The following is a 24,294-nucleotide window of genomic DNA, read 5'->3' on the forward strand; positions in this document are numbered from 1 at the left end:
GTGAAGATTGTGGGGATTGCTTTCGCAGAGGATGTCGCGGTCGCAGCCGCGGTTCAGGCGTCGATGACGAGGTCGGTCTTCGCCGTCGAACAGCACGGCAGGAACTTCCCCGCGTCGATCTCTCGGGCGCGGATGCCGCCCAGATGGTTCATCTCGACATCGCCGTCGAGTTTGACGACCTTGCAGGATCCGCACATGCCCTCCTGACAGTTCGCGGGGATCTTCACCCCCGCCTTCCGCGCAGCCTGGAGGACCGTTTCGTCCTCCCCGACGCAGACGTTGAGGCCGGTGCGCACGAACGACATCGTGTGCTCACCCTGCCCCACAGTAGGCAGTGCGGCCGGGTCGACGACGGCGATTTCGTCATCGTCACCCGCATCCTTCGCCGAGGCGGCCGCCCCATCCCCGGCCGGGACCGCGGACCCAGCGTCGGACGCAGATCCGGGATCAGCCTCGGCGAGATTCTCATCGGTGACGCCGACAACCTCGATCTCGACGTCATCCTCGACGGGAACAACCGCCTCGGCGTCGACCGCTTCGGTCGGTGCGCCGACCGCCTCGACCGGTCCGTCGGCGTCGTACTCGGGTTCGTACATGTCGAGCGCGGCCGGCTGGGACTCGAAGTACTCCTCGGTCGTCGCCGCGATCTCCTCGGCGATCTCACCGGCGATGGCGACTTCCTCAGCGTATTCGGCACGGATCTCACGGTCGCCGGAGAAGAACTCCATGAACACCGAGGTGTCGTCGACGCCGACGGTGCGCAGCAGTTCGGTCGCCGAATTGAGGTACCCTTCCGGACCGCAGGCGAAGACCTGCCGACCGTTGGCGTCGGGGACGAGCTCCTCGAGCAGCGACGTCGACAGGCGTCCCGTCCGTCCCTCCCATTCGTCGCCGCATTCCCGATCACCGAGGCAGTAGATGACCTTGATCCGGAAATCCACGTTCGCGAGGAAGTCGAGTTCCTCGGAGAAAGCGAAGGAGTCGGGGGCGGCTCCGTGGTAGAGGAGGACGACATCGGCCTGGCCGGGCAGCGAATGCACAGTCCGGATCATCGACATCAGCGGGGTGATCCCGGCTCCGGCCGCGAGCAGCAGGAACCGTGCCCTCCGGTCGTAATCGGCGAGGTGGAACGCACCGACCGGGCCGAGCATGTCCAAGATCGTGCCGGGGCGGAGGTGGTCATGCGCCCATGGCGACACCTTGCCATTGGGGTCGCGTTTGATCGTGATCGAGAACGTCCATGGCTCGGTCGGGGCCGAGGAGATCGAATAGCTGCGCGACACCGGCTCGGCATCGGGTCCGTCGATGGGGAAGTCGATGTTGATGTACTGCCCCGACCGGAACGCCAGGGGCGCCCCGTCCATGCGACGGAAGACGAAGACCATCATCCCTCCCGCCTCGGGGATGGTCTCCACGCATTCGGCGGCGAACTCCTGCGGGTGCCACGGACCCAGCGCGGTGGCGGCTCCGGCCGGCCCCGAGGCGCTCGAAAGCACTCGGTTCCAGGGCATCTCCAGTCCGCGCACCCGCTGAGCCAGCGGCAGCGCGGGCACAGCGGAGGATCTCATCCGACGTGCTCCCGCATCCGCTGCACGTACCAGTTGATGAAGGCCTCGACCTGGTACTCGCTCTTCATATACGGTCCCTGCTCATAGAACGGGCTCGCCGCTCCCTGCTGGCAGAGTTCGACAAAGGCCTTGTCCTGGAGATTCGTCTGCTTCCAGGTGTGCGTGAGCGCCTCGAGGTCGTAGTCGACGCCTTCGACGGCGTCGTCGGCGACGAGCCAGGTCGTGCGCACGAGTGTCTTGGAGGCACTGATCGGGAACGCCGCGAAGGTGATGACGTGATCGCCGAGGAGGTGGAACCACGAGTTCGGCTGCAGGTGCATCGAACAGCGCCCGAGGCGGAAGTCCGGCAGATCCCCGAGCAGCTTCTTCGACAGCCGGCGTCCGTCGGCAGAGAAGGACTCCCCGGCGCCGTCGAGCGATTCGCGGGAGATGCGGATGCCGCCGACGCGGGTGTCGAGCTCTTCGACGACCTCGTAGGGCAGGCCGTAGCGGCGGCAGCGGTACTCGAGGGAGGCCTGGGCCTGCTGATTGCGATCCCAGACGTCTTCGAGGTGCGGCGGGATCGTCTCGTCGGTCAGGCCCCACGTGGGGAACAGCGAGCACGCGAGCTCGGGGTGGCCGTCGCAGTGATAGCACTCGCGGTTGTTCTCCATCACGAGCTTCCAGTTGCCCTCTTCGACGATGTTCTGCTGAAAGGCGACCTTCGTCTTCTTCAGCTCGTGCGGGGCGATATAGGGTTCGAAGATCTTCGCGGTCTCGTGGAAGTCCGTCGGCGGCTCTTCGGCCAGGCAGATGAACACGAGCCCCGCTGCGATCTTCCCGTGTGCGCGCTTGAGCGCGTAGCAGGACTTGTCGAAGGTCATCTCGCCCGGCGCCGAGGCGTGGATGAGGTCGCCCTCGGGGGAGTACGTCCACGAGTGGTAGCCGCAGACGAGGTTGCCCGTCGTTCCCTGCGCATCGGTGAGGACTCGTGCCCCGCGGTGGCGGCAGACGTTGTGGAGGACGTTGACGCCGCCGTCGTCGTTGTGCAGGACGATGAGGGAGTACGGACCGTAGTCGAGCGTGACATAGTCACCCGGCTCGGGGATCTCGGCGACGCTGCACGCGAAGACCCAGTGCTGACCGAAGATGGCCTGCATGTCGAGATTGAAGAGGTTCGGATCCGTGTAGAACGGAGCTTCGAGCGAGAAGCCTGTCCGACGGGTGTCGAGTCGGATTCGGGTCTCGTCGAGCTTCTCCTCGGTGAATCCCGCAGGGAAGCCCTTCTTCGTCGGTGCCAGGTTGGTAGCTGTCAATGCTCATCTCCCTTGATCTCTGCCTGCAGCGGCCCACCGGTGGAAGCGGCGAAATCCTCGGCGGAGACCGCGGAGACCGTGTGCTGCCGGAACGATCTCGACAGTCACACTAGCGAGGAAAACCCTGCAGAAAAAGCGCGAGATTTCGTTACATATTCTGCGGATTCACTGCATAATTGTGCGCATGATCGATCCGCGCCTGACGACACTGCGCACCTTCGCCGCCTGCGGCACCATCGCCGCCACCGCCGAGCTCACCGGCTACTCCGCATCGGCGGTCTCCGGCCAGCTCAGAGAGCTGCAGCAGTCCCTGGGCATGACGCTGCTCGTCAAGGACGGACGCGGCCTGCGATTGACGTCGACCGGCCGCTATCTCGTCCGCCGCTCCGACGAGCTGACCGCCGCGTGGGAGGACATCCGCGCTGGTGCGCTCGGAGCCGGCGACCAGGCACCGACGCATTTCGGCATCGGCGGCTTCTCCACCGCCTCGTCGAATCTGCTGGCGCCGCTGGCGGCCAAGCTGCGCACGACTCGTCCCGGGATCAGCGTCCACGTCATCGAAGCAAGTCCTACTCGCTGCTTCGAGCTCCTCGTCGCCGAGCGCATCGATCTCGCCGTCATCGTGTCCATGCAGGGCAATGTCCAGGTCGAGGAGGATGACCGGTTCGAGAGCATCGACCTCCTCGACGACCCCCTCGACGTCATGGTGCCCTCCGACCACCCGGTTGCAGGTCGGGAGTCGGTGACGCTGAGCGAACTCGCGGGAGAGGAGTGGATCACAGCAGGCCCGGGATCGCCCTATCACTCGCTTTTCATCGCTGCATTCACGGCGGCGGGAGTGACCCCATCGGTGGCACACGAGTCAGCCGAGTGGGAGACCTCGGCAGCCCTCGTCGGGGCAGGCATCGGGGTCAGCCTGCTGCCGCGACTCGCGAGCCTCGCGGGCGAAGACAACGTCAGCCGTGTTCGGCTGACCGGATCCGGCCGACTGAGCCGAAAGATCATCGCCGCCATGCGGGCAGGCAGCCGCCGGTCGCCTCTCATCCGCGATTCCCTGCAGCATCTGCGCACAACCTCCCAGTACATCCTCTCGACCCGCCTGCGCGAAGACTCCTGACGCGCCGCCGCACGTCGACGGCCCTCGCGCCTCGCGAAGAAGCGTCTCCGCCCTCCCGCCCCGGAAGCTTTCCTCGAACGGGGGTTGACAGAGCTCTCTCACGGCGGCGAGACTGCATCTAAGTCTGATGTCAGACTGATATGTCAGTGTCGACGATGGACTGCCGTCCATCGCTCTGACATGTCGAACTCCCACGCTTTCGCACCCATGGAGGCTCAACGATGAGCAATAAGGCAATCAGCTATGCAGGTCCCGGGAAGGTCGAGGTCATCGACACCGAGTACCCGGAATTCGTCCTCAAGGACGGGCCTGGAGTCAATCCCGCCAATGTCGGCCGCAAGGTCGATCACGGCGTCATCCTCAAGACAGTGGCGACGAACATCTGCGGCTCCGACCAGCACATGGTCCGGGGCCGCACGACTGCCCCGGAGGGCCTGGTGCTCGGCCACGAGATCACCGGAGAGGTCGTCGAGGTCGGCCGGGATGTCGAGTTCGTCAAGGTCGGCGATCTCGTGTCGGTACCGTTCAACATCTCGTGCGGTCGCTGCCGCAACTGCAAGGAAGGCAAGACCGGCATCTGCCTCAACGTCAATCCGGACCGCCCGGGTTCGGCCTACGGCTACGTCGACATGGGCGGCTGGGTCGGCGGCCAGGCCGAGTACGTGCTCGTGCCCTACGCCGACTGGAACGTCCTGAAGTTCCCGGACAAAGACCAGGCGATGGAGAAGATCCTCGACCTCACGATGCTCTCCGACATATTCCCCACCGGCTTCCACGGCGCCGTCAGCGCCGGCGTCGGTGTGGGCTCGACGGTCTACGTCGCCGGTGCCGGTCCCGTCGGAATCGCCGCGGCCACCTCGGCGCATCTGCTCGGTGCGGCCTGCGTCATCGTCGGCGACCTCAACGAGGATCGACTGGCTCAGGCCCGCGGGTTCGGGTGTGAGACGGTCGACGTATCCAAGGGTGACCCGAAGGACCAGATCGCGCAGATCCTCGGCGAGCCCGAGGTCGACTGCGGCATCGACGCCGTCGGCTTCGAGGCTCGCGGACACGGCAAGGACGCCAGCCACGAGGCACCGGCGACGGTGCTCAACTCGCTCATGGACATCACTCGAGCCGGTGGCAGCCTCGGCATCCCCGGACTCTATGTCACGGGCGATCCGGGAGCGCCGGACGAGGCGGCGAAGGAAGGTTCGCTGTCGATGCGCTTCGGCCTCGGCTTCGCGAAGTCGCATGTCTTCGTGACCGGACAGTGCCCGGTGATGAAGTACAACCGGGGGCTGATGCAGGCGATCCTGCACGACAAGGTCTCGATCGCGAAGAACGTCAATGCGACTCCGATCCGCCTCGAGGATGCCCCGCAGGGCTATGCGGACTTCGATTCGGGCGTGGCGAAGAAGTTCGTCCTCGACCCCCACGGCCTCATCTCTGCCTGAGGCTCTCAGACCTCACGCTGAGCCCGAGCTTCTCTTGGCCGAAAGCCGGACGAAGCGGTGAGAAGTGGTCGCAATCGGATGCGTTCAGGACCTCCTGAGCCGCCGGTTGCGGCCACTATTTTCGTCAGCGCTTCTCCTCGTCCACCAGCCGCGCGAACGCCAGGTGGGCGAGCGCCGCGGCCTGATCGCCAAGGAGCCCGTCGTCGAAGACCACCCTGGGTGAGTGGTTCGTCTCGGCGTCCGGGTCGATGCCCTCGGGCGTCGCGCCGAGGAACACGAATGTGCCCGGAACCTTCTGCAAGACAAATGAGAAGTCCTCCGACCCCATCCGCGGATGCTCCATCTCGACGACCCGCTCGGACCCGAATACTGAGCCCAGTCGCTCGAGCACGACCGTCGACTCGGCGGGATTGTTCGCTGTTACGGGGAATCCCACTCGGAAGTCCACCTCGGCGGTGCAGCGATGCGCCCGGGCGATGTTCTCAGCGATCTCGGTCACCCGCTCCTGCAGCAGTGCCAGAGACTCGGCGGAGAGGAAGCGAATGGACGCGGTGAGCTTCGCCGAGTCCGGGATGACGTTGCTGGCCTGCGCGGCTTCGAGCTGGGTGACCGAGACGACGACGGGGTCGAAGATGTCGAAGGACCGGCCGGTCATCGTATTCAGGGCCAGCACCACCTCGGCGAGCGCCGGCACGGGGTCGCGGGTCGCCTGCGGTTGGCTGCTGTGCCCGCCGGCTCCGTGGATGGTCAGGTTGAGGTCGGCGAACCCGGCCATGAGCGGACCGCCCTTCGTCGTGAAGCGACCCCGCACATCGGCTTCGACGTGGATTCCGTAGGCCGCGATGGCTGGGACTCCGGCGGCCTCGAGCACCCCCTCGGCGATCATCGGCTCGGCCCCGCCCTCGACCTCCTCGGCGGGTTGGAACATGAAGATGATCGATCCGGGGATCTCCTCCCGGTGAGCGGCGAGCAGTCGGGCGGCGCCGACGAGTCCTGCCGTGTGCAGATCATGCCCGCACGCGTGCATGTTCCCATTCGCCGACGCGAAGTCCAGGCCGGTGTCCTCGACGACCGGCAGCGCGTCCATGTCTCCACGCAGCAGGACTGCGGGTCCGGGCTTCCCGCCCTTGAGGACGGCCACCACCGAGGTGAGCGACTCCCCCGTGGTGATCTCAAGTCCCAGCCCGGCGAGCTCATCGAGCACCGTCCGCTGCGTGAAGGGAAGGTCGAATCCCAGTTCGGGGTTCGCGTGCAGCTTCCGTCGCAGGGAAATGAGATCGCCGAGGTGGCCCTGAGCTTCGGTGCGGAAATCTGGGGTGGTCATGGGGCTCCTCAAAGTGTCGGTGGCGTGCGGTTCGGTTCGACCGGTTCCGGTCGGCTGCTGTTACCAATCTATGCCCTCCGGTGGTCAACGCACCCTTGTTGCCGGTCTACACGGGCAAGTAGTGTTGATTACCCACGTCACTCAACGAGGAGACCGAGCGTGCGCATCATCATCACTCAGAACATCACCCTCGACGGTCGTGTCGAGATGCTCGACGACTGGTTCGATCCGCAGGCCCAGGACGAAGAGCTCTCGGCCGAACTCATGCGGCAGTCCGCCAACGAGGACGTGCTGCTGCTCGGTCGGCAGACCTTCGAGGACTTCCGCGGCTATTGGCCGAACGCCACCGATGACACCACCGGAGTCGCGGACCACCTCAATCAGGTCGACAAACGCGTCGTGTCTTCGACGTTGACCGAACCGGGCTGGCAGAACACACAGATCATCAGCTCCGATCCGCTGCGCGCGGTCGCTGACCTGCGCGAGGCACCGGGACGCGATGTCATCGTCACCGGCAGCATCACCCTGGCCCACGAACTCATTGCGGAGGGACTCGTCGATGAGTATCGGATGTTCACCTATCCGGTATGGCAGGGTCGCGGACGCGGTTACTTCCACGACGGAGCACACTCGGCCAGACCGCCGCGCCTCAAGCTCATCGATGCGAAGTCCTTCCCGAGCGGCATCACCTACTCGGCCTACGAGCCGAGCGCCTGAAGCACCATAGGCAGGACCGAGCGCCAGAGCCCGCGGACGGCACTTGCCTCTGTCTTCAGTCCGCGTGAGTGCGTTCGAAGTCCTTGCCCCACTCGTTCATCGCCTCGACGATCGGTTGAAGACTGCGTCCGAGATCGGTCAGTGAGTACTCGACACGCGGCGGCACTTCCGGATAGACAGTGCGCAGAACCAGGCCGTCCTCTTCAAGCTCGCGAAGCTGCCTGGTGAGAGTCTTCGTGTTCGCCAATGGCACAAGTCGCCCGAGTTCGTTGAACCGGCGAGTTCCCTCGAGCAGATGCTTGATGACAGTGAGCTTCCAGGTGCCACCGACCGCCGAGACCGCAACCTCGACCGGGCACACCTCCATCGCGCGACGGACCGGCAACCGCATATGCACCTCCATGGGGACAGAAATGTCCGTACTAGACGCTTGTACTCTAAGAGTCCACGATGGAGACATGCAATACGACGACGCCCCTCCGACTGTCCTCTGGCTGAGCGCCCACCCCGAACCACGCTCGCTCAACGGAAGCTTGCGCACGATCGGAATCGAGCACCTGCGCACACTCGGCCACACCGTCTTCGAATCCGATCTCTATGCCATGGAATGGGACCCGGTGGTGCGTCCGCGCGATGCAGCCAACCACCCATCGCATCGGTTCCGCATCAGTGCCGACACGCGCACAGCTCACCTCACCGGCGCCCAACCTGACGCGATCGTCCACGAACAGGAGAAGCTGCGACGGGCAGATGCGCTCGTCATTCAGTTCCCGTTGTGGTGGTACGGGATGCCGGCGATCCTGAAAGGCTGGTTCGACCGAGTCTTCGTCAGCGGGTTCGCATTCGGCACCGACGAGACTACCGGACGACGACTCCGCTTCGAACAGGGCCCTTTCACCGGCAAACGCGCATTCGTCATCACCACCCTCGGAGATCGCCCGCACGCCATCGGCCCCCGCGGGAAGTCCGGCGAGCTCAAGGAACTCCTCTTCGGCCTCCTGCACGGGACCTTCGCCTACACCGGCATGAGCGTCCTCGAACCGTTCGCCATTCCCAGCGCCGACCATATCGATGACTTCACACCGATCCGCTGCCGCCTCACCGACCGACTCGGCGAACTCTTCACTGCCCCGACGATCCCCTACCGGCCTCAGTTCACCGGCGAGTACACCACCGACTGGGAACTCGCACCCCACCTGCGCCCCGGAGAGTACGGCCTACGGATCCACACCGCCTGCTGACCGAGCGCGCAATACCGATCCGTCGTCCGTCGCACTATCGAAAGGCCCACCGAACTCATGAGCACAAGTGCCGTCGCACCCTTCGACCTCCACCTCCCGCAGTCCGAAATCGAAGACCTCAACCGCAGACTCGCCACTGCCCGCCTGCCCGAAGCAGAGACCGTCGCGAGCCAGATACCGGCACCGGGACCTGGCCGGTGGTCCCAGGGTGTCCCGCTCACCGACCTCGTCGACCTCGTGGACTACTGGCGAACCGACTATTCGTGGCGAAACTTCGAGGCTCGGCTCAACGAGATCGGCCAGTTCCGCACCGTCATCGACGGACTCGGAATCCACTTCCTCCACCGCCGGTCTTCGCGAACCGACGCAACCCCGTTGGTCCTCACCCATGGGTGGCCCGGCAGCATCGCCGAATATGTCGATGTCATCGACGAACTGGCCGAACCGACCGGTCCCGAGGCACCGGCGTTCCACTGCGTCGTTCCCTCACTGCCGGGTTTCGGCTTCAGCGACAAGCCGGGCAGCACCGGCTGGTCGACGGAGAAGATCGCCGAAACCTGGGTGACGCTCATGAGCAGGCTCGGTTACGACCGCTTCGCAGCCTTCGGCGGTGACTGGGGAGGGGTGATCACCACGATCCTCGGCGGACGCTTCCCCGACCATCTCATCGGAATCCACACCACCTACGCCCCTGGCGTCCCCGACGCATCACTCGACGAGCTGACAGCAAGCGAGCGCGCATGGGCCGAAGACGCTGCAGACTTCTGGGCCAATCGGGCCGCATATGCCCATCAGCAGGCCACCCGCCCACAGACCATCGGATACGGCCTCGTCGACTCGCCGGTCGGACAACTGGCGTGGATCCTCGACAAATTCGCCGAATGGACGGACACCCGCGACAGCCCCTTCGAGAAGATCTCACGGGACCGACTGCTCGACAACGTCTCTCTGTACTGGCTGATGCGCACCGGTGCCTCCTCGGCGCGCATCTACTTCGAAAGCCACGACTCCCTCGACCCCGATCTGCGAGTCGACGTTCCCACGGCTATCACGATGTACCCCTGCGATATCGAAAGGTATCCGCGCGCATTGTCACAGCATCGATACCGGCGCATCGTCCGCTGGCAGGCGGCCCCGAAAGGCGGACACTTCCCGTCCCTCGAAGCACCGCACGAGTTCCTCGCTGACCTCAGGGCCGGTCTGACGGCAATCCTCACGCGGTGCCGAACATGACTTTCCGGCCGTCGGGGTCCTCGACCGTGACGACGACGTCGTCGACCGCCACGAGCGGAGTGCCGGCGTTCTTGATCCTCTCGAGGAACTCCGCCTGATCCGGAATCCGGAAGTACAGGTGCGTGAGATTCGACTCGGCGACGGGCGGGAACGCATAGTCGGCGAACGCCTCGGCCGAATGCAGAGCCAACTGCACTCCCCCGGCCTCGACGACGAAGTACGAGTACTCTTCATCGCCCTCGGTCGTCAGCGGCAGCCCTGCGATCTTGCGATAGAAGGCGGCGGTCGCCTCGGCGTCGGTGCAGGTGAGGAACACCCCGCGAAACGTCGATTCCATGGCCAACCCCCTTCGCTGCGGATGGCACGGACCGTGCTCCGTGCGTTTCCGGTAGCCGAAGTGTACCCGCCGAGGCGGCCTGCCGTCAGCGCCCGATCGACGAGTCCGAGACGAACAGAAAGCATCAGGAACCTCCCCGAGCCCAACCACCGCAACCACCCTTGCCAAGTGACGCACATACTCCACACATTCTTCGGGGAGTCGGCACTGTTAGCCTGGCAGGCTGAAACCGATGAGCAGGAGTGAATGTGCGAACGAACCGGTGGCTGCTGGGCCTGGCCATGTCCGTTTCCGTGGTGGCGTTGGCCGCCTGCGGAAGTCAGGATGACGAAGCATCGCCGAAGGAGTCCTCGGCCGCGGCCGAACAGTCGCCCGGCGCCGACTCCGCCCACGACCAACAGGGCCAGCAGGGCAAGCCGAACACCAAGGACATCCCCGAGGTGGTCGCCGAGGTCAACGGCAAGAAGATCAAGAAGAGCGAGTTCGTTCCCCTCTTCGAAACCCAGTACCAGCAGATGCAGATGCAGGCTCAGCAGTCCGGCCAGCCGGTCGATGAGAAGGGACTGAAGAAGCAGACCGCTGAGAACCTCGTGAGCACCGAAGTCCTCGTCCAGGAAGCCGACAAGCGCAAGATCGACGTCACGGACAAGGACATCGACAAGGGGCTCAAGGAATCCGCGAAGTCGGGGCAGATGAGCGAGAAGGACTTCCTCAAGGCCATGAAGGACCAGGGCATGGATGAGAAGAAGGTCCGCTCGGAGCTTGCCAACCAGCTGAAGATCGAAGGCCTCGTCGAAGACGAGTACGGTGAGTTCAAGGTCAGCGGCGAAGAGATCGGGCAGGCCTACGAACAGGCGAAGACCCAGCAGGAGCAGATGGCTCAGCAGGGCGGCCAGGGCCAGCAGGAGATGCCGCCGATCGAGGAGATGCGTCCCCAGCTCAAGGAGCAGGTGAAGAGCCAGAAGTCTCAGGAGGCAACTCAGAAGTTCGCGAAGAAGCTGCGCAAGCAGGCCGACGTCACGATCCACCTCTGAGACCCGATAGCCACGGATTTCGTCCCAGTTGGCAAGAAACTGCCGTCTTTTCCCAAGAAAATGCTGAGCATTTCCTCGCATTCTGTTTGTATGGAACTTACCCTGAGGTGGACTATCCGGTCGGTCGGCTGACCGCCGGTCGCACGTTCCGTCCGCTGACCGGTGTCGACGGTGACACGAGTTTCATTCACGAAAAGGACTTCCCGTGGCTTCCATTCTCACGCGCTCGGCAATTGTCGCGCCGAAGAACTTCAACCGGTGGCTGATCCCACCGGCCGCTTTGGCCATCCACCTGTGCATCGGCCAGGTCTACGCATTCAGCGTCTTCAAGATTCCGTTCATGACCCACTTCGACACCGGTGAGGTCTCGATCGGCTGGATCTTCTCGATCGCAATCCTCATGCTCGGCATATCCTCGGCCGTCTTCGGCCCCTGGGTGGAGAAGAACGGCCCTCGCGCCTCGATGGTCGCTGCCGGAACCTGTTGGGTCGTCGGCTTCTTCATCGCCTCATTGGGCATCGTGGCCGGTCAGCTGTGGTTGGTCTACCTCGGTTACGGAGTCATCGGCGGAATCGGTCTGGGCATCGGCTACATCTCCCCGGTCTCGACGCTGATGAAATGGTTCCCGGACCGTCCGGGCCTGGCAACAGGGCTGGCCATCATGGGCTTCGGCGGCGGTGCCCTCATCGCCAGCCCGATGTCGAACCAGCTCATGGCACTCTACGGCGGCGGTGCCGAACCGGAGCACCTCGTCGCCGGACTGACCCCGACCTTCGTCACCCTCGGCATCGTCTACACCGTGGTCATCGCCGCCGGCGCCTTCGTCATCCGCGTCCCCCACCCCGAGTGGACCCCGAAGGGCTTCGACCCGTCGAAGGTGGAGGCCAAGCCGATGCAGACGAAGGGCAACGTCTCCGTGCGCAACGCCATTCGCACTCCGCAGTTCTGGCTGCTGTGGGGCGTCCTGTTCCTCAATGTCACCGCGGGCATCGGCATTCTCGAGAACGCCGCCCCGATGATCCAGTCCTATTTCGGCATCACCGCCGCCGCGGCAGCCGGCTTCGTCGGTCTGCTCTCGATCGGCAACATGGGCGGACGCTTCATCTGGTCGACGACGTCGGACTACCTGGGGCGGAAGAACAACTACATGATGTACCTCGGCGTCGGTGCGATCCTCTACCTACTCGTCGCGCTCTTCGGCGGCGGGTCGATCATCCTCTTCGTGCTCGCCACCCTCATCATCATCTCCTTCTACGGCGGCGGATTCTCCACCGTTCCCGCATACCTCAAGGACCTCTTCGGCGTCTACCAGGTCGGCGCCATCCACGGTGCGCTGCTCACCGCTTGGTCGGCAGCCGGCGTGGCCGGTCCGCTCATCGTCAACTCCGTCGTCGAGGCCGGCGAGGCGGCAGGGAAGGAAGGCCCCGAGCTCTACACTCCGGGCATGTTCATCATGGTCGGCGCGCTGGTCGTCGGCTTCATCGCCAATGCGCTCGTCCGCCCGGTCAGCGAGAAGTACTTCGAACGCGAAGAGGACGTCGCCGCCAAGCAGGCCGCCGCCCTCGAAGAGAACTGAAGGAAGGGTCAGATCATGAACGATTCCACCCCCGCCGCCCACGTCCCCGACTCCGGTTCACCGCAGTCCCCCGTCGGCGGTGCCTACCGGGCCGTCGGATCCGTCCTCACCGTCGTCGTGGTCGGCGGCCTCCTCTGGGGCCTGTCCCTGACCGTGGTCAAGGCCGTCGCGATCTTCACCGGCTGAGAATCCCTCAGGCTGAAACCCTCGCCGAGGCGGCCCTGCCGCAGCCGTCACCCCGCCGATCCCTGCGGAGCTGAGTTCAGCTCCGCAGGGATCGGCGCATTCATGCCCCGGTCCGGCCCTCTCAGCTCTCGCCTGACGAAGTCGAAGCCTCGCTCCAGCTGCGCCACAGCCTGGCCACAGCGTCCAGATGCTGAATAGGAGTCATCACGCACTCCCACTCAGCAGAGAAAGGCACAGACCATGAGCACCATCCCCCGTCGTCGCCTGGCGGCAGCGGTCACTGCCGCCGCAGCCGCACTGGCACTGACCGTCGGCACGGCCGCAGAACTGCCAGCTGCCGCGGCGGCCCACACCTCCACGTCGCGACCACCCAGTCAGCCATCCCCTTCACCGGACAGGCCACTGATCCTGGACAGGACACCGATCCCGGACAAAGCGGAGGTCAGTCGTCCGGTCTCGGTCAGGGAAAGGGCACCCAGGGAGGAACCAACGGCGTCACTCCCGGCAACGGCACCGCACCCGGCGGGAACGCGCAGTCGCCGAACACCGGCCAGGACTCCAACGGCTCGACCCAGCAGGAGGCGTCCCCGGCGAGCGCCGAGGAATCCACGGGAGTCGTCCTCATCGACACCGAGCTCGGCTACGAAAACGCCGAGGCGGCCGGCACCGGCATCGTACTGAGCAAGGACGGTCTGGTGCTGACGAACAACCACGTCATCGCCGATTCGACGAAGATCTCCGTCACCGTGACTACGACCGGCAAGACCTATGAGGCCTCCGTCGTCGGCTCCGATTCGACGAAGGACGTCGCGGTGCTCCAGCTCAAGGACGCCTCGAACCTGCAGCCGGCCACCATCGATGAAGACTCCGTCGCCGTCGGTGACGATGTCACCGCCGTCGGCAATTCCGAGGGACAGGGACAGCTGCAGGCCGCCGACGGCACGGTCACCGACCTCGGCGCCTCCGTCACCACCACCGCTCAGGGCTCCGAGGATTCGGAGACGCTGAACAATATGATCCAGGTCCAGGCCGATATCGTCTCGGGCGATTCGGGTGGGGCCCTGCTCGATGACGAAGGCGAGGTCGTCGGCATGAATACCGCGGCCTCGTCGGGATCGGCCACCGTCACCGGCTTCGCCATTCCGATCGAGTCGGCGCTGTCCACGGCCGAGTCGATCATCGACGGCGAGCAGACGAGCACGAACACGCTCGGCTATCCGGCGTTCCTCGGCATCGGCGTCCAGCAGGGCTCACAGTCCATCCAGCCGGGCCGAGCCAGTCAGTCGGGTTCAGCGTCGCAGGCCGAGGGTGCGGTCGTCGCCGGTGTCTATGAGAACACCCCCGCGGCCGAGGCAGGACTGACCGCCGGTGACACGATCACCCAGATCGGTTCGACGCAGATCACCGACGGCACTGCTCTGTCGTCCGCCATCGCCGAGCACAAGCCCGGTGACACCGTGTCGCTGAGTTGGACCGACGCCGACGGTCAGTCCCACACCAGCGAGGTGACTCTGACCGAGGGTCCCGCAGCCTGACGGTGGGATTGCCCTACCACCCCGGGCGAGACGTAGGATCGGGCCATGTCCGGATACGAAGACGCCTCGCCCGCGGAGCGGTCGCCCCGCACCCGGCATAACCGGGAGCGTCTCGACTGGTCGACGATCCTGCGCAATATCGCCCTCGCACTCGCCGTGCTGGCCGGTGTGTGGGCGGTCTTCAATGTTCGCCTGCCCTCGGTCGACGTGCTGCAGGACGATATCGCGGCCGCCGGATTCTGGGGCTTCGCCGTCTTCGTCCTCATCTATATGGGCGTTGCCGCCACCCCGATCCCTGTGACGATCATGGCCACGGCCGGAGGACTCATCTTCGGACTGCCGTTCGGCACCCTCCTGTCGATGGTCGGAGTCGTCGGGGGCTGCTGGCTCGGCTACTGGATCGCCCGGGCGCTCGGTCGGGACACGGTTCTACGTCTGCTCGGATCCCATGCCGAGACGATCGAATCCAAGCTCACCGGCGGCGGCTTCTACGCGGTGTGCGCCCTGCGCCTCATGCCCGGGTTCCCGTATTGGCCGGTCAACTACGGCAGCGGAGCACTGGGAATCGACAACCGCACATTCCTCAGCGCCACTGTCATCTCGTCCCTGCCGGGCCAGCTCTCACTTGTGGCCGTCGGTGCCTTCATCGGGAAGCCGAATGCCCTCAACGGCATCGCAGTGGGCATCTCCTGGGCACTGGTCATCGCGTTGACGATCATCACGATGCGCCGATGGAAGAGCTCGCGGGATGCCGAGAAAACGAAGAACGGGTCGACGGAGAGCCCCGACGATGAGAACCACCGTCGGGCACTGTGAACCGGCGACGCAGTGACCCAGCGACGCACTGAACGAGCAGCTCAGTCGAAGTTCGGCTTGCGGCGCTCCTGGAAGGCTCTGAATCCTTCGGCGTAGTCCGGGGTCTGACGCGCCGATTCCTGCAGAGCCGCCTCTTGGGCGAGCACCTCGACGAGGTTCGGCTGTTCGTCGGCGAGCTTCTGGACGAAGCCCTTCTCCATCGCGAAGGCCTCGGCTGGTCCGCTGACGATCTTCTCGAGCTTCGATTCGACGAAGTCGGACAGTTCCGCGGCTGGGACCGCACGGGAGACGATCCCGGTGGCGGCCGCCTCGGCGCCGGTCATGAAATCACCGGTGACGATGAGGTCCATCGTCCGGTGATAGCCGACCCGGTCGAGGAACACGTGGTGAGCGCCGGAATCGAGCATCGCGCCGATCGCGGCGAACGGGGACCCGAACTTCGCGTCATTGGCGGCGAAGATGATGTCCGCGGCCGCGGCGACTCCGTACCCGAGCCCGAGTGCCGCCCCCTGGACCTGCGCGATCACCGGGATCGGCAGCGCGCGGATCGCCTGGAACACGGGGGCGAAGATGTCGGCGAGGAACGCATGCGCGTCATCGGTCTCGACCTCGACGTTCGCGATATCGCGACCGGAGCAGAAGACCTTGCCCTCCCCGCGGATGACGAGCACGCGCACGTTGGGGACCGCCTCGGCGACCTTGGCCACGGCGGCGGCGATATCGCGGAGGTTGTCCGCGTCGAGGGCGTTGCGGGACTCGGGTCCGTCGAGGACGAGTTCGGCGATCGGGCCGCGGTTCTTCAGCTGGATCTCGGTCATGGATGCTCCTTTGCGTATCCTTGCAGTGGCTGTGTCACCAGGTGTAGAAACCCTGCCCGGTCTTGCGGCCGAGTTCGCCCGCGGCGACCTTGTCCTTGAGTATCTGCGGGGGCGCGAAACGCTCGTCGATCTCGGCCGCGAGGTGTTCGGCGATGCCGAGGCGCACATCGAGACCGACGATGTCCGTCGTCTTCAGAGGCCCGGCCGGATGCCGGTAGCCAAGGGTCATGGCCCGGTCGATGTCCGAGGCCGAGGCGACACCGTCTTCGACCATCCGCATCGCTTCCAAAGCGAGAGCCACGCCGAGGCGGGAGGAGGCGAATCCGGGCGAGTCCTTCACCGTGATCGCCGTCTTCCCCAGTCCGGTCACCCATTGCTTGGCAACATCGACGAGCTTCGCGTCGGTGTGGGTGCCGACGACGACCTCGACGAGCTCGGACACCGGCACCGGGTTGAAGAAGTGCAGCCCGATGAGCGCCTGCGGACGTGGCAGGGCAGCGGCAAGCTCATCGATGGACAGCGCCGAGGTGTTCGTGCCGATGGATGCTGCAGGAGCGTGCTTCGCGATAGTCGCAAGCACTTCCTGCTTGAGTTCGACGATCTCGGGCACGGCTTCGACGACGAGGAGCGCCTCGTCGAGCAGGGTCGGGTCACGGTCGACGACGACGGTGCCGGGCACCTCGATGCCCTTCGACCGTGACTTACTCGTAGAGGCGTCGATGCGCTCCCGGGCCGCCGCCACGGTGTCGTCGGTGTTTTCGATGACGATGACCCGGGCACCGGCAGTGGCGAAGGCATGCGCGATTCCGGCACCCATCCGGCCGCCTCCGAAGACGCCGACGACATCAGGGACACGTGCGGTGGTGGGGGCCGCCTCGGTGGGGGTGTCTGTGGTGGGCTCGCTCATGCGTTGTCGCCTTCTCCTCGGGTGCGCGGATCGCTCTGCTGATCGATCGCTTCGGTGGCCACGGCTTCGGCGCGTGCGCGCTCGGCCGATTCCTGTTCGGCTGCCTTCTTCGCCTTCTTGGCCTCGCGCTTGGACAGGAACGCGTCCATGCGGGCGAACTTCTCCTCGGTTTCGAACAGCACGGCCTGGGCCACATTGTCGATGAGCGGATGGGCTTCACGCGGTGCGTGGAACGCCGACTTGCTCAGCCGTACGGCCAGGGGTGCGAAGCTCGCAATCCTATCGGCCAACGCCTGACCGGCCAACTCGAGATCCTCGGGATCGACGACGTCGTTGAGCAGACCGATGGCCTTGGCTTCGTCGGCCTGCAGGGTGCGCCCGGCCAGGAGAATCTCCTTGGCGCGAGGTTCGCCGACGAGTTCGCGCAGGCGCCACGCGGCTCCGGCTGCGGCGAGGATGCCCAGACCGGTCTCCGGGTTGCCGATCTTCGTCGACGGGGTGCCGATGCGGAAGTCCGCGGCGAAGGCGAGCTCGGCACCGCCGCCGAGGGCGAATCCCTCGATCAGCGCGATGACCGGCATCGGCAGTTCCTGGATGCGGGAGAAGATCTTCGAGTTGATCCCGGCCAAGGCATCATCGCGGCGACGATTGCGCAGCTGCGAGATATCGGCACCTGCGGCGAAGACTCCGGCGGTGCCGGCGAGGATCGCGACCTTCGGTTCGGCTTCGAGTTCGGCGCACACGGCATGGAGGGCGTCGACCATCGACTGGTCGATGGCATTGCGGACCTCGGGCCGGTTGAGCCGGATGATCGTGCGGTCGGAGTGGCGTTCGATGAGCAGCGGGGAGGCGGAATCGTTCACGCTGGGGCCGTTGGGTGCACCGGCTGCGCCGTTCGCGTCCCCGCCGGGGGCGCCGGCGCTCACACGCGCTCCAGCAGCAGCGCCGAACCCTGGCCGACGCCCACGCACATAGTCGCCAGTCCGCGCTTCGCATCGGCCTGTTCCAGACGGTTGAGCAGGGTCAGCGTGATGCGGGTGCCCGAGCAGCCCAGCGGATGGCCCAGCGCGATCGCGCCGCCGAAGCCGTTGACGGTCTCCGGGTCGAGTCCGAGGTCGCCCATGCACGCCAGTGACTGGGAGGCGAAGGCTTCGTTCAGTTCGACGGCGTCGAGTTCGCCGACGCCCCAACCGGTGCGCTCGAGCACCTTGCGGGTCGCGGGGACGGGTCCGATACCCATGATCTCCGGGGACACACCGGCATTGGCACCGGCGACGACGCGGGCGCGCGGGTTGAGTCCGTGCTTGTTCGCATAGTCCTCGGACACGAGCACGACGACGGCGGCACCGTCGTTGAGCGACGAGGAATTTCCTGCGGTGATGAGTCCGTCGGGTCCGTGGATGGGGCGAAGCTTGCCGAGCTTCTCCTGAGTCGAATCGGCGCGCGGGCCCTCATCGGCGGTGACGTCGCCGATGGGCAGGATCTCCGGGTCGAAGCTGCCGGCCTTCTGCGCGGCCAGGGCCAACTGATGCGACCGGTAGGCGAATTCGTCGAGGGCCTCGCGGGTGAGCTTCCACTTCTCGGCTACGCGTTCGGCCGTCTGCGGCATGGACAGGGTCGTGTCCTCATCGAAGGCGGGGTTCGTGAACCGCCATCCGATCGAGGTGTCCCAGGTCCGGCCCGGCTTCGACCAGGCGCGTGAGGGCTTCTCGCTCACCCAGGGAGCACGGGTCATCGATTCGACTCCGCCGGCCACGACGACATCGGCGTCTCCGGAGGCGATCATCGCCCGGGCCGTGGTGATCGCGGTCATTCCCGAGGCGCACAGACGGTTGACGGTGAACCCGGGCACGGATTCGGGCAGGCCCGCGAGCAGCACGGCCATGCGGGCGATGTTGCGGTTGTCCTCGCCGGCCTGGTTCGCCGATCCGAGGATGACCTCGTCGATGTCGGAGGCGTCGATGCCGGAGCGTTCGACGACGGCTTTGAGCGTTGTGGCCACGAGGTCATCGGGCCGCTGATCAGCCAGGACTCCTCCGTAGCGGCCGATGGGTGTGCGCAGTCCGTCCAGAATGAATGCCTCGGGCATGGGTCTCCTCGGTGAAGTGGGTTGGTGTCTGACTCAGGAATCGAAGTCGACGACGACTTCGTCGCTGACGGGGAACGTCTGACAGGTGAGGACGAAGTCGGCCTCGACCTCGGCGTCCTCGAGAGCGTAGTTGCGGACCATGTTGACCTCGCCGCCGCAGATCTTCGCGCGGCAGGTTCCGCAGACGCCGCCCTTGCAGGCGAACGGCAGATCAGACCGGGATTCCTGCGCGGAATCGAGGATGGTCTTGCCCTGCGACATCGCCGAGGTGGAACGCTTGCCGTCGAGGATGACCGTGACGTCGCTGGTTGCACCTTCGACGACCTTGTCCGCGTGGACGACTTCCGGTGGCGGCTCGTCGACGTAGAAGAGCTCGAAGTGAATCCGGTCCTTCGGCACATCGAATTCGGCGAGCACCTTGCGGGCGTCTTCGAGCATGCCGAAGGGTCCGCACAACCACACATGGTCCATGCTGCCGATCGGGACGATCGCAGAGAACAGATCCCGCAGCTTCTCCTCGTCGAGGCGACCGGAGAAGAGCTCCACATCGCGGGGTTCGCGGGAGAGCACGTGAACGAGGTCGAGCTGCTGGTTGCGGGCGTCCTTGAGGTCGGCGAGCTCCTCGGCGAACATCACTGTGTTCGTGTGCCGGTTGCCGTAGAGCAGAGTCACCGAGGCTTCGGGGTTGGACAGCACGGTCGACGCTATGGAGAGCATCGGAGTGATTCCCGATCCTGCGGCGATGCACAGGTGCTTGCCGCCGGCCGAAGCATCGGCGCGGAAGCTGCCCGAGGGCGGCTGCACCTCGATGACGTCGCCGGCTCGGACCTCGTTGACCAGCCACAGTGAGAAGAGTCCTTCGGGGACTTCGCGCACACCGATGCGCGGGGCGGTTCCGGCCGGGGCGCAGATCGAATAGGTGCGGCGGTGCTCCTGGCCGTCGATGATGCGACGCAGAGTCAGGGACTGCCCGGCCGCGAAGTCGAATAGTTCGCTGTATTCGGCCGGCACGTCGAAGGTCACGGCGGCCGAATCCTCGGTGAGGTGGTCGACGGATTTCACGGTCAGCGGGTAGAAGGCCGACCGGGAGCGTCCGTCGGCGGGCTCGGTGGCGGGGGTCGCCTCGGCGGTCTGATCGATCGTCTCTGTCATCAGATCTCCTTCACATGGTCGAACGGTTCGAGGCAGTCGTTGCACTGGTACATCGCCTTGCACGCGGTCGCGCCGAACTCGGAGGACAGGCGGACGTTGTCGGATCCGCACAGCACGCAGGTCACGGCGCGGCGGGTGGGCATGAGCGTCAGCGCCACCGGGCCGGTGCGGACTGGGGCGGACCCGGGCGGGGAGATTCCGGCGTCCTTGAGGGCTTTCTTCCCGCGTTCGGTGATCCAGTCGCTCGTCCAGGCGGGAGTCAGGGACACGCGGACTTCCGCGTCGGGGAATCCGGCCTCGAGGAGTTCGCGCTGCAGGTCATCGCGCATCGTCGCCATCGCCGGGCAGCCCGAATAGGTGGGGGTGATGGTGGTGACGACGTGGCCGTTCTCGATCGTGACGTCGCGCAGCACGCCGAGGTCGAGGAGGGTGAGCATCGGCATCTCGGGGTCGGTCACGCGTTCGGCGGCGGCCCAGGCACGGTCGATCGCCTCGGCGGCGGTGTCAGTCGTACGAGTATCCATGTCAGCTGTGCGGGTGTCGGTCGGGGAGGTCTCGAGCATGGCGGTCACCACTGCCCCTCCGGATGCTCCCGGGCGACGACCTGCATCTCGGCGAGCAGCTTCGACAGGGCCTCGGTGTGGAGTCCGTCGCGGCCCTTGCCGCCGTGGACGCCGACTCCGGCCAGACCGCCGCGTTCGGGGCGGTCGATCCCGCCCGCGGCGAACACCTGGTCGAGGATCACGGATGCTTCGTCGGCCACCGGCGCGGGGTCGACGCCGATTCCGGCTTCGGCCACGGAGGCTTCGACGGGGTGGGTCTCGAAGAGCTCTGTCCACAGCGGCCACAGTCCATCGAGGGCTGCCACCAGGCGGGACTTCGATTCTTCGGTGCCGTGGGCCAGGGTCACGACCCAGCGTCCGGCGAAGTCGCGGTGGTAGGACATCTCCTTCACGCCCTTGGCCGCGATGGCCGCGAGCACGGTGTCGCGGCTGCCTGTGAGGCGTTCGAAGATCGACAGGCGCCAGGTGGAGTAGATGAGGATCTTCGCGACCGCCTCGGCGAAGTCGCCGTTGGGCACCTCGGCCAGGCGGACGTTGCGGAAGCCCAGGTCGTTGCGGAAGAACGCGAGGCGGTCCTCATCGGGCACTGGGGAGCCTGCGGGCAGTTCGGGCACGAGCTCAGGATCGGCGGCAGCGGCGCGGGCGAGCAGGAGACGCGCCTGACCGAGGAGGTCGAGGGCGATGTTCGCCAGCGCGATGTCCTCTTCGAGGTCCGGGGCGTTCGAGCACCATTCGGAGATCCGCTGGGAGAAGACGAGCGCGTCGTCGCCGAGCATGAGGCAGTATGCGCCGAGGTCCTTCGCGTCGACGCCGTCGGGAACGGTCGTGTCGACTCCGGCCAGGGGGTCTTCGAAGTCGGTGCCGAAGGCCCAGTTCGCGTCGTTGACGAGCAGTCCGGAGTACGCGTTGTCGTGCGTATCGTGTTCGACGTTCGTGCCGGCTTCGTCGTGTTCGACGTGGATGGTGGGTTCGTTGTTCGCAGTCATATCTCGCCCCTACTCACATATGGGGGACATCGGAGGGGATGTCGTAGAAGGTGGGGTGGCGATAGACCTTGTCGCCGCTGGGGGCGAACATCGGGTCCTTCTCGTCCGGGCTCGAGGCCGTGATGTCGGATGCGCGGACGACCCAGATGCTCACGCCTTCGTTTCGTCGGGTGTAGACATCGCGGGCGTGGTGGACGGCCATCTGGTCATCGGCGGCGTGCAGCGATCCGACGTGGACGTGGTTGAGTCCGCGCTTGCCGCGCACGAAGACCTCGTAGAGCGGCCATTCGCCGCGGGTCGAGCCGGCATTGTCCTTCGCCGAGGCGGCGCCGGGGTTGGTCTCGGTCATTTCGCTGCCTCCTCGGCGGTGGTGGATTCGTTGGCGGCGGGGGTCGTTCCTGCCGCCTCGGCGTTCTGGTTCTCGGCGAAGGCGAGCGCTGCTTCGCGCACCCATGCGCCTTCGTCCCATGCGCGCTTGCGGTGGGCCAGACGCTGGGCGTTGCAGGGTCCGTCGCCCTTGACGACGGCCCAGAACTCGTCCCAGTTCGGGGTGGAGAAGTCGTAGTGTCCGCGCTCTTCGTTCCACTTGAGGTTCTCATCGGGGAACGTCACGCCGAGGGCTTCTGCCTGCGGGACGGACATGTCGACGAACTTCTGGCGCAGCTCATCGTTGGTGTGGGTCTTGATGCCCCAGGCCATCGACTGCTCGGTGTTCGGGGAGTTGTCGTCGGGAGGTCCGAACATCATCAGCGCCGGCCACCAGAAGCGGTTGACCGATTCCTGGACCATCTCGCGCTGGGTCTCGGTGCCGCGCATCATCGTCATCAGCAGTTCGTAGCCCTGACGCTGGTGGAACGACTCCTCCTTGCAGACGCGGATCATCGCGCGGCCGTAGGGGCCGAAGGAGGTCCGGCACAGCGGCACCTGATTGCAGATGGCCGCCCCGTCGACGAGCCAGCCGATCGTGCCGACATCGGTGTAGGACAGGGTCGGGTAGTTGAAGATCGAGGAATACTTCTGCTTGCCGGCGACAAGCTTCTCGGTGAGCTCGTTGCGCGTGGCGCCCAGGGTCTCGGCGGCGGAATAGAGGTAGAGGCCGTGTCCGGCTTCGTCCTGGACCTTCGCCAACAGGATCGCCTTGCGGCGCAGCGAGGGTGCGCGGGAGATCCAGTTGCCTTCGGGCTGCATGCCGATGATCTCCGAGTGCGCGTGCTGCGCGACCTGGCGGATGAGCGTCTTGCGGTAGGCCTCGGGCATCCAGTCCCGGGGTTCGATCCGATCCTTGGCCTCGATAGTGGCGTCGAACTGCGCCTGCAGCTGCGCCTCGTCGAAGCGGTTGTCGTTCATCTGAGTTGTCATGACCACTCCACCCTTGGATGTGCCCTTGTCAGGACCTGCCTCGGTCAGCGGCTGCCGACCTCGAATCGGTCCGACCATCGTAGAACCTTCGGGCTGGGACATCCATTTACTGACCATTTGTTCTGTATTGTTGCCACCAGTGTCGCACACCCCTCGGCGAGGCGCAATGCCGCCCACAACGAAACCGCCCCGCCGACACTGTGCCGTTCAGTGGATTGTTTGGTCGATCCACGGCGTTCTCGGCACCGAAACCACCGCGGATCGCCCCAACAATCAAGCTTCCGCCCCGAACAAATTCCACGGAAGAACTTGACACCGGCGACGATCGGAACGATATTTATTGACCAGATGGTCGTTTATTCTCCGGCGGGTGAATTCGCAGGGGATCTTTCACCGTCATCCAAGCGCAGCGGCGCCGGCACCTCCCGTGCCTCAGCGTCCGAAACCGCGACTCGAGGAGGAGCCGACTATGGGACAACCCGCCCACGATACGACGACCGCGGAGTCGGAGACCCCGAACGCCCCCTCCCCCACCGATGCGGCCACCGAGGAGCTCACCGGCGCGGCCGCGATGTTCGCCAATGACCGCGCCTCCCAGCACCTGGGCATCACCGTCGATGACCACGGACCCGGCTGGGCGCAGTGCTCGATGACGGTCACCGACATCATGACCAACGGCCACGACATCACCCACGGCGGCTACGTCTTCCTCTTCGCCGACACCACCTTCGCGATGGCCTGCAACTATCCCGGCTCGGTCACGGTCGCCTCGGGAGGGGACATCGACTTCCTCAAACCCACGTACCTCGGAGACGAGCTCGTCGCCCGCGGCCGCGAGGTCGTCAAGCAGGGGCGCTCGGGGATCTACGACGTCACTGTCACTCGCGGCGATGACATCATCGCCACCTATCGCGGACGCTCCCGCACCCTGCCCACCCGCAAATGACCGATACCCACAGGCCCACAGGCGGGCCCCACCCAGCCACCCGCTGAGGAAACGGCACC

The 24,294-nt window shown here is 65.6% G+C and carries 26 protein-coding genes; 11 read left to right on the forward strand and 15 right to left on the reverse strand.

What is annotated here, in order from left to right:
• Window positions 1–53: 53 nt before the first annotated feature.
• On the reverse strand, window positions 54–1,568 hold the full coding sequence (locus tag AC2W7L_RS14615; protein ID WP_486005009.1) for a flavin reductase family protein: 1,515 nt from the start codon (window positions 1,566–1,568) through the stop codon (window positions 54–56).
• A complete protein-coding gene (locus AC2W7L_RS14620) occupies window positions 1,565–2,785 on the reverse strand; it encodes an aromatic ring-hydroxylating oxygenase subunit alpha (RefSeq protein ID WP_486005036.1) in 1,221 nt (406 codons plus the stop codon). The genes AC2W7L_RS14615 and AC2W7L_RS14620 overlap by 4 nt, the downstream gene beginning before the upstream one ends.
• A gap of 262 nt (window positions 2,786–3,047) precedes the next feature.
• Between AC2W7L_RS14620 and AC2W7L_RS14625 the strand changes: the two genes are divergently transcribed.
• Both AC2W7L_RS14625 and fdhA read left to right on the forward strand, forming a co-directional pair.
• Entirely contained in the window at window positions 3,048–3,980 is a 933-nt protein-coding gene (locus AC2W7L_RS14625) for a LysR family transcriptional regulator (protein WP_486005010.1), read from the forward strand.
• 221 nt (window positions 3,981–4,201) lie between these two features.
• Complete coding sequence (gene fdhA, locus AC2W7L_RS14630) at window positions 4,202–5,416, forward strand: formaldehyde dehydrogenase, glutathione-independent (protein ID WP_486005011.1); 1,215 nt, start codon at window positions 4,202–4,204, stop codon at window positions 5,414–5,416.
• Between the two features lie 124 nt (window positions 5,417–5,540).
• Here the strand turns inward: fdhA and AC2W7L_RS14635 are convergent, their stop codons facing one another.
• Window positions 5,541–6,740, reverse strand: a complete 1,200-nt coding sequence (locus tag AC2W7L_RS14635) for a M20 metallopeptidase family protein (RefSeq protein ID WP_486005012.1) — start codon at window positions 6,738–6,740, stop codon at window positions 5,541–5,543.
• 159 nt (window positions 6,741–6,899) lie between these two features.
• On the opposite strand from AC2W7L_RS14635, the gene AC2W7L_RS14640 reads away from it, so the two are divergent.
• Complete coding sequence (locus AC2W7L_RS14640; protein WP_139467764.1) at window positions 6,900–7,457, forward strand: dihydrofolate reductase family protein; 558 nt, start codon at window positions 6,900–6,902, stop codon at window positions 7,455–7,457.
• Between the two features lie 55 nt (window positions 7,458–7,512).
• Here AC2W7L_RS14640 and AC2W7L_RS14645 read toward each other — a convergent pair whose 3' ends face one another.
• Complete coding sequence (locus tag AC2W7L_RS14645; RefSeq protein WP_180987771.1) at window positions 7,513–7,848, reverse strand: winged helix-turn-helix transcriptional regulator; 336 nt, start codon at window positions 7,846–7,848, stop codon at window positions 7,513–7,515.
• A gap of 67 nt (window positions 7,849–7,915) precedes the next feature.
• On the opposite strand from AC2W7L_RS14645, the gene AC2W7L_RS14650 reads away from it, so the two are divergent.
• Window positions 7,916–8,698: an NAD(P)H-dependent oxidoreductase gene (locus AC2W7L_RS14650; protein ID WP_486005013.1), complete on the forward strand. Its 783-nt coding sequence runs from the start codon at window positions 7,916–7,918 to the stop codon at window positions 8,696–8,698.
• Window positions 8,699–8,755: 57 nt separating this feature from the next.
• A complete protein-coding gene (locus tag AC2W7L_RS14655) occupies window positions 8,756–9,931 on the forward strand; it encodes an epoxide hydrolase family protein (protein ID WP_486005014.1) in 1,176 nt (391 codons plus the stop codon).
• On the opposite strand, the gene AC2W7L_RS14660 is transcribed toward AC2W7L_RS14655, so the two are convergent.
• Window positions 9,912–10,268, reverse strand: coding sequence for a VOC family protein (locus tag AC2W7L_RS14660; protein WP_096168356.1), 357 nt, complete (start codon window positions 10,266–10,268; stop codon window positions 9,912–9,914). The genes AC2W7L_RS14655 and AC2W7L_RS14660 overlap by 20 nt on opposite strands.
• A 248-nt stretch (window positions 10,269–10,516) precedes the next feature.
• Here AC2W7L_RS14660 and AC2W7L_RS14665 point away from each other — a divergent pair, with 248 nt between their 5' ends.
• From AC2W7L_RS14665 to AC2W7L_RS14675, 3 genes are all read left to right on the forward strand, one after another.
• A complete protein-coding gene (locus AC2W7L_RS14665) occupies window positions 10,517–11,302 on the forward strand; it encodes a SurA N-terminal domain-containing protein (protein ID WP_240519982.1) in 786 nt (261 codons plus the stop codon).
• Between the two features lie 205 nt (window positions 11,303–11,507).
• Window positions 11,508–12,878, forward strand: a complete 1,371-nt coding sequence (locus AC2W7L_RS14670) for an L-lactate MFS transporter (RefSeq protein ID WP_486005015.1) — start codon at window positions 11,508–11,510, stop codon at window positions 12,876–12,878.
• Between the two features lie 15 nt (window positions 12,879–12,893).
• Window positions 12,894–13,064 carry a hypothetical protein gene (locus tag AC2W7L_RS14675; protein WP_486005016.1) on the forward strand — a complete coding sequence of 57 codons (171 nt, stop codon included), beginning with the start codon at window positions 12,894–12,896 and terminating at the stop codon, window positions 13,062–13,064.
• A gap of 460 nt (window positions 13,065–13,524) precedes the next feature.
• On the opposite strand, the gene AC2W7L_RS14680 is transcribed toward AC2W7L_RS14675, so the two are convergent.
• On the reverse strand, window positions 13,525–13,689 hold the full coding sequence (locus tag AC2W7L_RS14680) for a hypothetical protein (RefSeq protein ID WP_486005017.1): 165 nt from the start codon (window positions 13,687–13,689) through the stop codon (window positions 13,525–13,527).
• Between the two features lie 70 nt (window positions 13,690–13,759).
• Here AC2W7L_RS14680 and AC2W7L_RS14685 point away from each other — a divergent pair, with 70 nt between their 5' ends.
• Window positions 13,760–14,599, forward strand: coding sequence for a S1C family serine protease (locus AC2W7L_RS14685; protein WP_486005018.1), 840 nt, complete (start codon window positions 13,760–13,762; stop codon window positions 14,597–14,599).
• Between the two features lie 45 nt (window positions 14,600–14,644).
• Window positions 14,645–15,415 carry a TVP38/TMEM64 family protein gene (locus AC2W7L_RS14690; RefSeq protein WP_486005019.1) on the forward strand — a complete coding sequence of 257 codons (771 nt, stop codon included), beginning with the start codon at window positions 14,645–14,647 and terminating at the stop codon, window positions 15,413–15,415.
• 41 nt (window positions 15,416–15,456) lie between these two features.
• Here AC2W7L_RS14690 and AC2W7L_RS14695 read toward each other — a convergent pair whose 3' ends face one another.
• From AC2W7L_RS14695 to paaA, 9 genes are read right to left on the reverse strand one after another with little or no spacing between them, the layout of a single operon-like run.
• Window positions 15,457–16,233, reverse strand: a complete 777-nt coding sequence (locus AC2W7L_RS14695) for an enoyl-CoA hydratase/isomerase family protein (RefSeq protein WP_486005020.1) — start codon at window positions 16,231–16,233, stop codon at window positions 15,457–15,459.
• Window positions 16,234–16,267: 34 nt separating this feature from the next.
• Window positions 16,268–17,140, reverse strand: a complete 873-nt coding sequence (locus AC2W7L_RS14700) for a 3-hydroxyacyl-CoA dehydrogenase family protein (protein ID WP_486005021.1) — start codon at window positions 17,138–17,140, stop codon at window positions 16,268–16,270.
• Window positions 17,137–18,003, reverse strand: coding sequence for an enoyl-CoA hydratase/isomerase family protein (locus AC2W7L_RS14705; RefSeq protein ID WP_486005037.1), 867 nt, complete (start codon window positions 18,001–18,003; stop codon window positions 17,137–17,139). Before AC2W7L_RS14705 ends, AC2W7L_RS14700 begins: the two co-directional genes overlap by 4 nt.
• Window positions 18,004–18,062: 59 nt before the next feature.
• Window positions 18,063–19,229, reverse strand: coding sequence for a thiolase family protein (locus AC2W7L_RS14710; RefSeq protein ID WP_486005022.1), 1,167 nt, complete (start codon window positions 19,227–19,229; stop codon window positions 18,063–18,065).
• A 33-nt stretch (window positions 19,230–19,262) separates the two neighbouring features.
• Window positions 19,263–20,381 (reverse strand): 1,2-phenylacetyl-CoA epoxidase subunit PaaE, encoded by a 1,119-nt coding sequence (paaE, locus tag AC2W7L_RS14715; RefSeq protein WP_486005023.1) that lies wholly within the window; start codon window positions 20,379–20,381, stop codon window positions 19,263–19,265.
• Window positions 20,381–20,956 (reverse strand): 1,2-phenylacetyl-CoA epoxidase subunit PaaD, encoded by a 576-nt coding sequence (gene paaD, locus AC2W7L_RS14720; protein WP_486005024.1) that lies wholly within the window; start codon window positions 20,954–20,956, stop codon window positions 20,381–20,383. Before paaD ends, paaE begins: the two co-directional genes overlap by 1 nt.
• Window positions 20,950–21,930, reverse strand: coding sequence for a 1,2-phenylacetyl-CoA epoxidase subunit PaaC (gene paaC / locus AC2W7L_RS14725; RefSeq protein WP_486005025.1), 981 nt, complete (start codon window positions 21,928–21,930; stop codon window positions 20,950–20,952). The genes paaD and paaC overlap by 7 nt, the downstream gene beginning before the upstream one ends.
• Before the next feature lie 13 nt (window positions 21,931–21,943).
• Window positions 21,944–22,279 (reverse strand): 1,2-phenylacetyl-CoA epoxidase subunit PaaB, encoded by a 336-nt coding sequence (gene paaB, locus AC2W7L_RS14730; protein ID WP_486005026.1) that lies wholly within the window; start codon window positions 22,277–22,279, stop codon window positions 21,944–21,946.
• A complete protein-coding gene (gene paaA, locus AC2W7L_RS14735) occupies window positions 22,276–23,289 on the reverse strand; it encodes a 1,2-phenylacetyl-CoA epoxidase subunit PaaA (RefSeq protein WP_486005027.1) in 1,014 nt (337 codons plus the stop codon). Before paaA ends, paaB begins: the two co-directional genes overlap by 4 nt.
• Before the next feature lie 469 nt (window positions 23,290–23,758).
• On the opposite strand from paaA, the gene paaI reads away from it, so the two are divergent.
• A complete protein-coding gene (paaI, locus tag AC2W7L_RS14740; RefSeq protein WP_486005028.1) occupies window positions 23,759–24,235 on the forward strand; it encodes a hydroxyphenylacetyl-CoA thioesterase PaaI in 477 nt (158 codons plus the stop codon).
• Window positions 24,236–24,294 lie beyond the last annotated feature (59 nt).

The sequence above is a fragment of the Brevibacterium sp. LAARM3_SD1 genome (genome assembly GCF_057364765.1).

Excerpts from the sequence above, each read along its gene's own strand:
- AC2W7L_RS14635 (WP_486005012.1), bottom strand. The coding sequence starts at position 6,740 with ATGACCACCCCAGATTTCCGCACCGAAGCTCAGGGCCACCTCGGCGAT.
- paaB (WP_486005026.1), bottom strand. The coding sequence starts at position 22,279 with ATGACCGAGACCAACCCCGGCGCCGCCTCGGCGAAGGACAATGCCGGC.
- AC2W7L_RS14700 (WP_486005021.1), bottom strand. The coding sequence starts at position 17,140 with ATGAGCGAGCCCACCACAGACACCCCCACCGAGGCGGCCCCCACCACC.
- AC2W7L_RS14675 (WP_486005016.1), top strand. The coding sequence starts at position 12,894 with ATGAACGATTCCACCCCCGCCGCCCACGTCCCCGACTCCGGTTCACCG.
- AC2W7L_RS14690 (WP_486005019.1), top strand. The coding sequence starts at position 14,645 with ATGTCCGGATACGAAGACGCCTCGCCCGCGGAGCGGTCGCCCCGCACC.
- paaC (WP_486005025.1), bottom strand. The coding sequence starts at position 21,930 with ATGACTGCGAACAACGAACCCACCATCCACGTCGAACACGACGAAGCC.
- AC2W7L_RS14680 (WP_486005017.1), bottom strand. The coding sequence starts at position 13,689 with ATGAGGACGACTCCCGTGGATTCCTCGGCGCTCGCCGGGGACGCCTCC.
- AC2W7L_RS14695 (WP_486005020.1), bottom strand. The coding sequence starts at position 16,233 with ATGACCGAGATCCAGCTGAAGAACCGCGGCCCGATCGCCGAACTCGTC.
- AC2W7L_RS14615 (WP_486005009.1), bottom strand. The coding sequence starts at position 1,568 with ATGAGATCCTCCGCTGTGCCCGCGCTGCCGCTGGCTCAGCGGGTGCGC.
- AC2W7L_RS14660 (WP_096168356.1), bottom strand. The coding sequence starts at position 10,268 with ATGGAATCGACGTTTCGCGGGGTGTTCCTCACCTGCACCGACGCCGAG.
- AC2W7L_RS14625 (WP_486005010.1), top strand. The coding sequence starts at position 3,048 with ATGATCGATCCGCGCCTGACGACACTGCGCACCTTCGCCGCCTGCGGC.
- AC2W7L_RS14655 (WP_486005014.1), top strand. The coding sequence starts at position 8,756 with ATGAGCACAAGTGCCGTCGCACCCTTCGACCTCCACCTCCCGCAGTCC.
- paaE (WP_486005023.1), bottom strand. The coding sequence starts at position 20,381 with ATGACAGAGACGATCGATCAGACCGCCGAGGCGACCCCCGCCACCGAG.
- paaA (WP_486005027.1), bottom strand. The coding sequence starts at position 23,289 with ATGACAACTCAGATGAACGACAACCGCTTCGACGAGGCGCAGCTGCAG.
- fdhA (WP_486005011.1), top strand. The coding sequence starts at position 4,202 with ATGAGCAATAAGGCAATCAGCTATGCAGGTCCCGGGAAGGTCGAGGTC.
- paaI (WP_486005028.1), top strand. The coding sequence starts at position 23,759 with ATGGGACAACCCGCCCACGATACGACGACCGCGGAGTCGGAGACCCCG.
- AC2W7L_RS14645 (WP_180987771.1), bottom strand. The coding sequence starts at position 7,848 with ATGCGGTTGCCGGTCCGTCGCGCGATGGAGGTGTGCCCGGTCGAGGTT.
- AC2W7L_RS14710 (WP_486005022.1), bottom strand. The coding sequence starts at position 19,229 with ATGCCCGAGGCATTCATTCTGGACGGACTGCGCACACCCATCGGCCGC.
- AC2W7L_RS14650 (WP_486005013.1), top strand. The coding sequence starts at position 7,916 with ATGCAATACGACGACGCCCCTCCGACTGTCCTCTGGCTGAGCGCCCAC.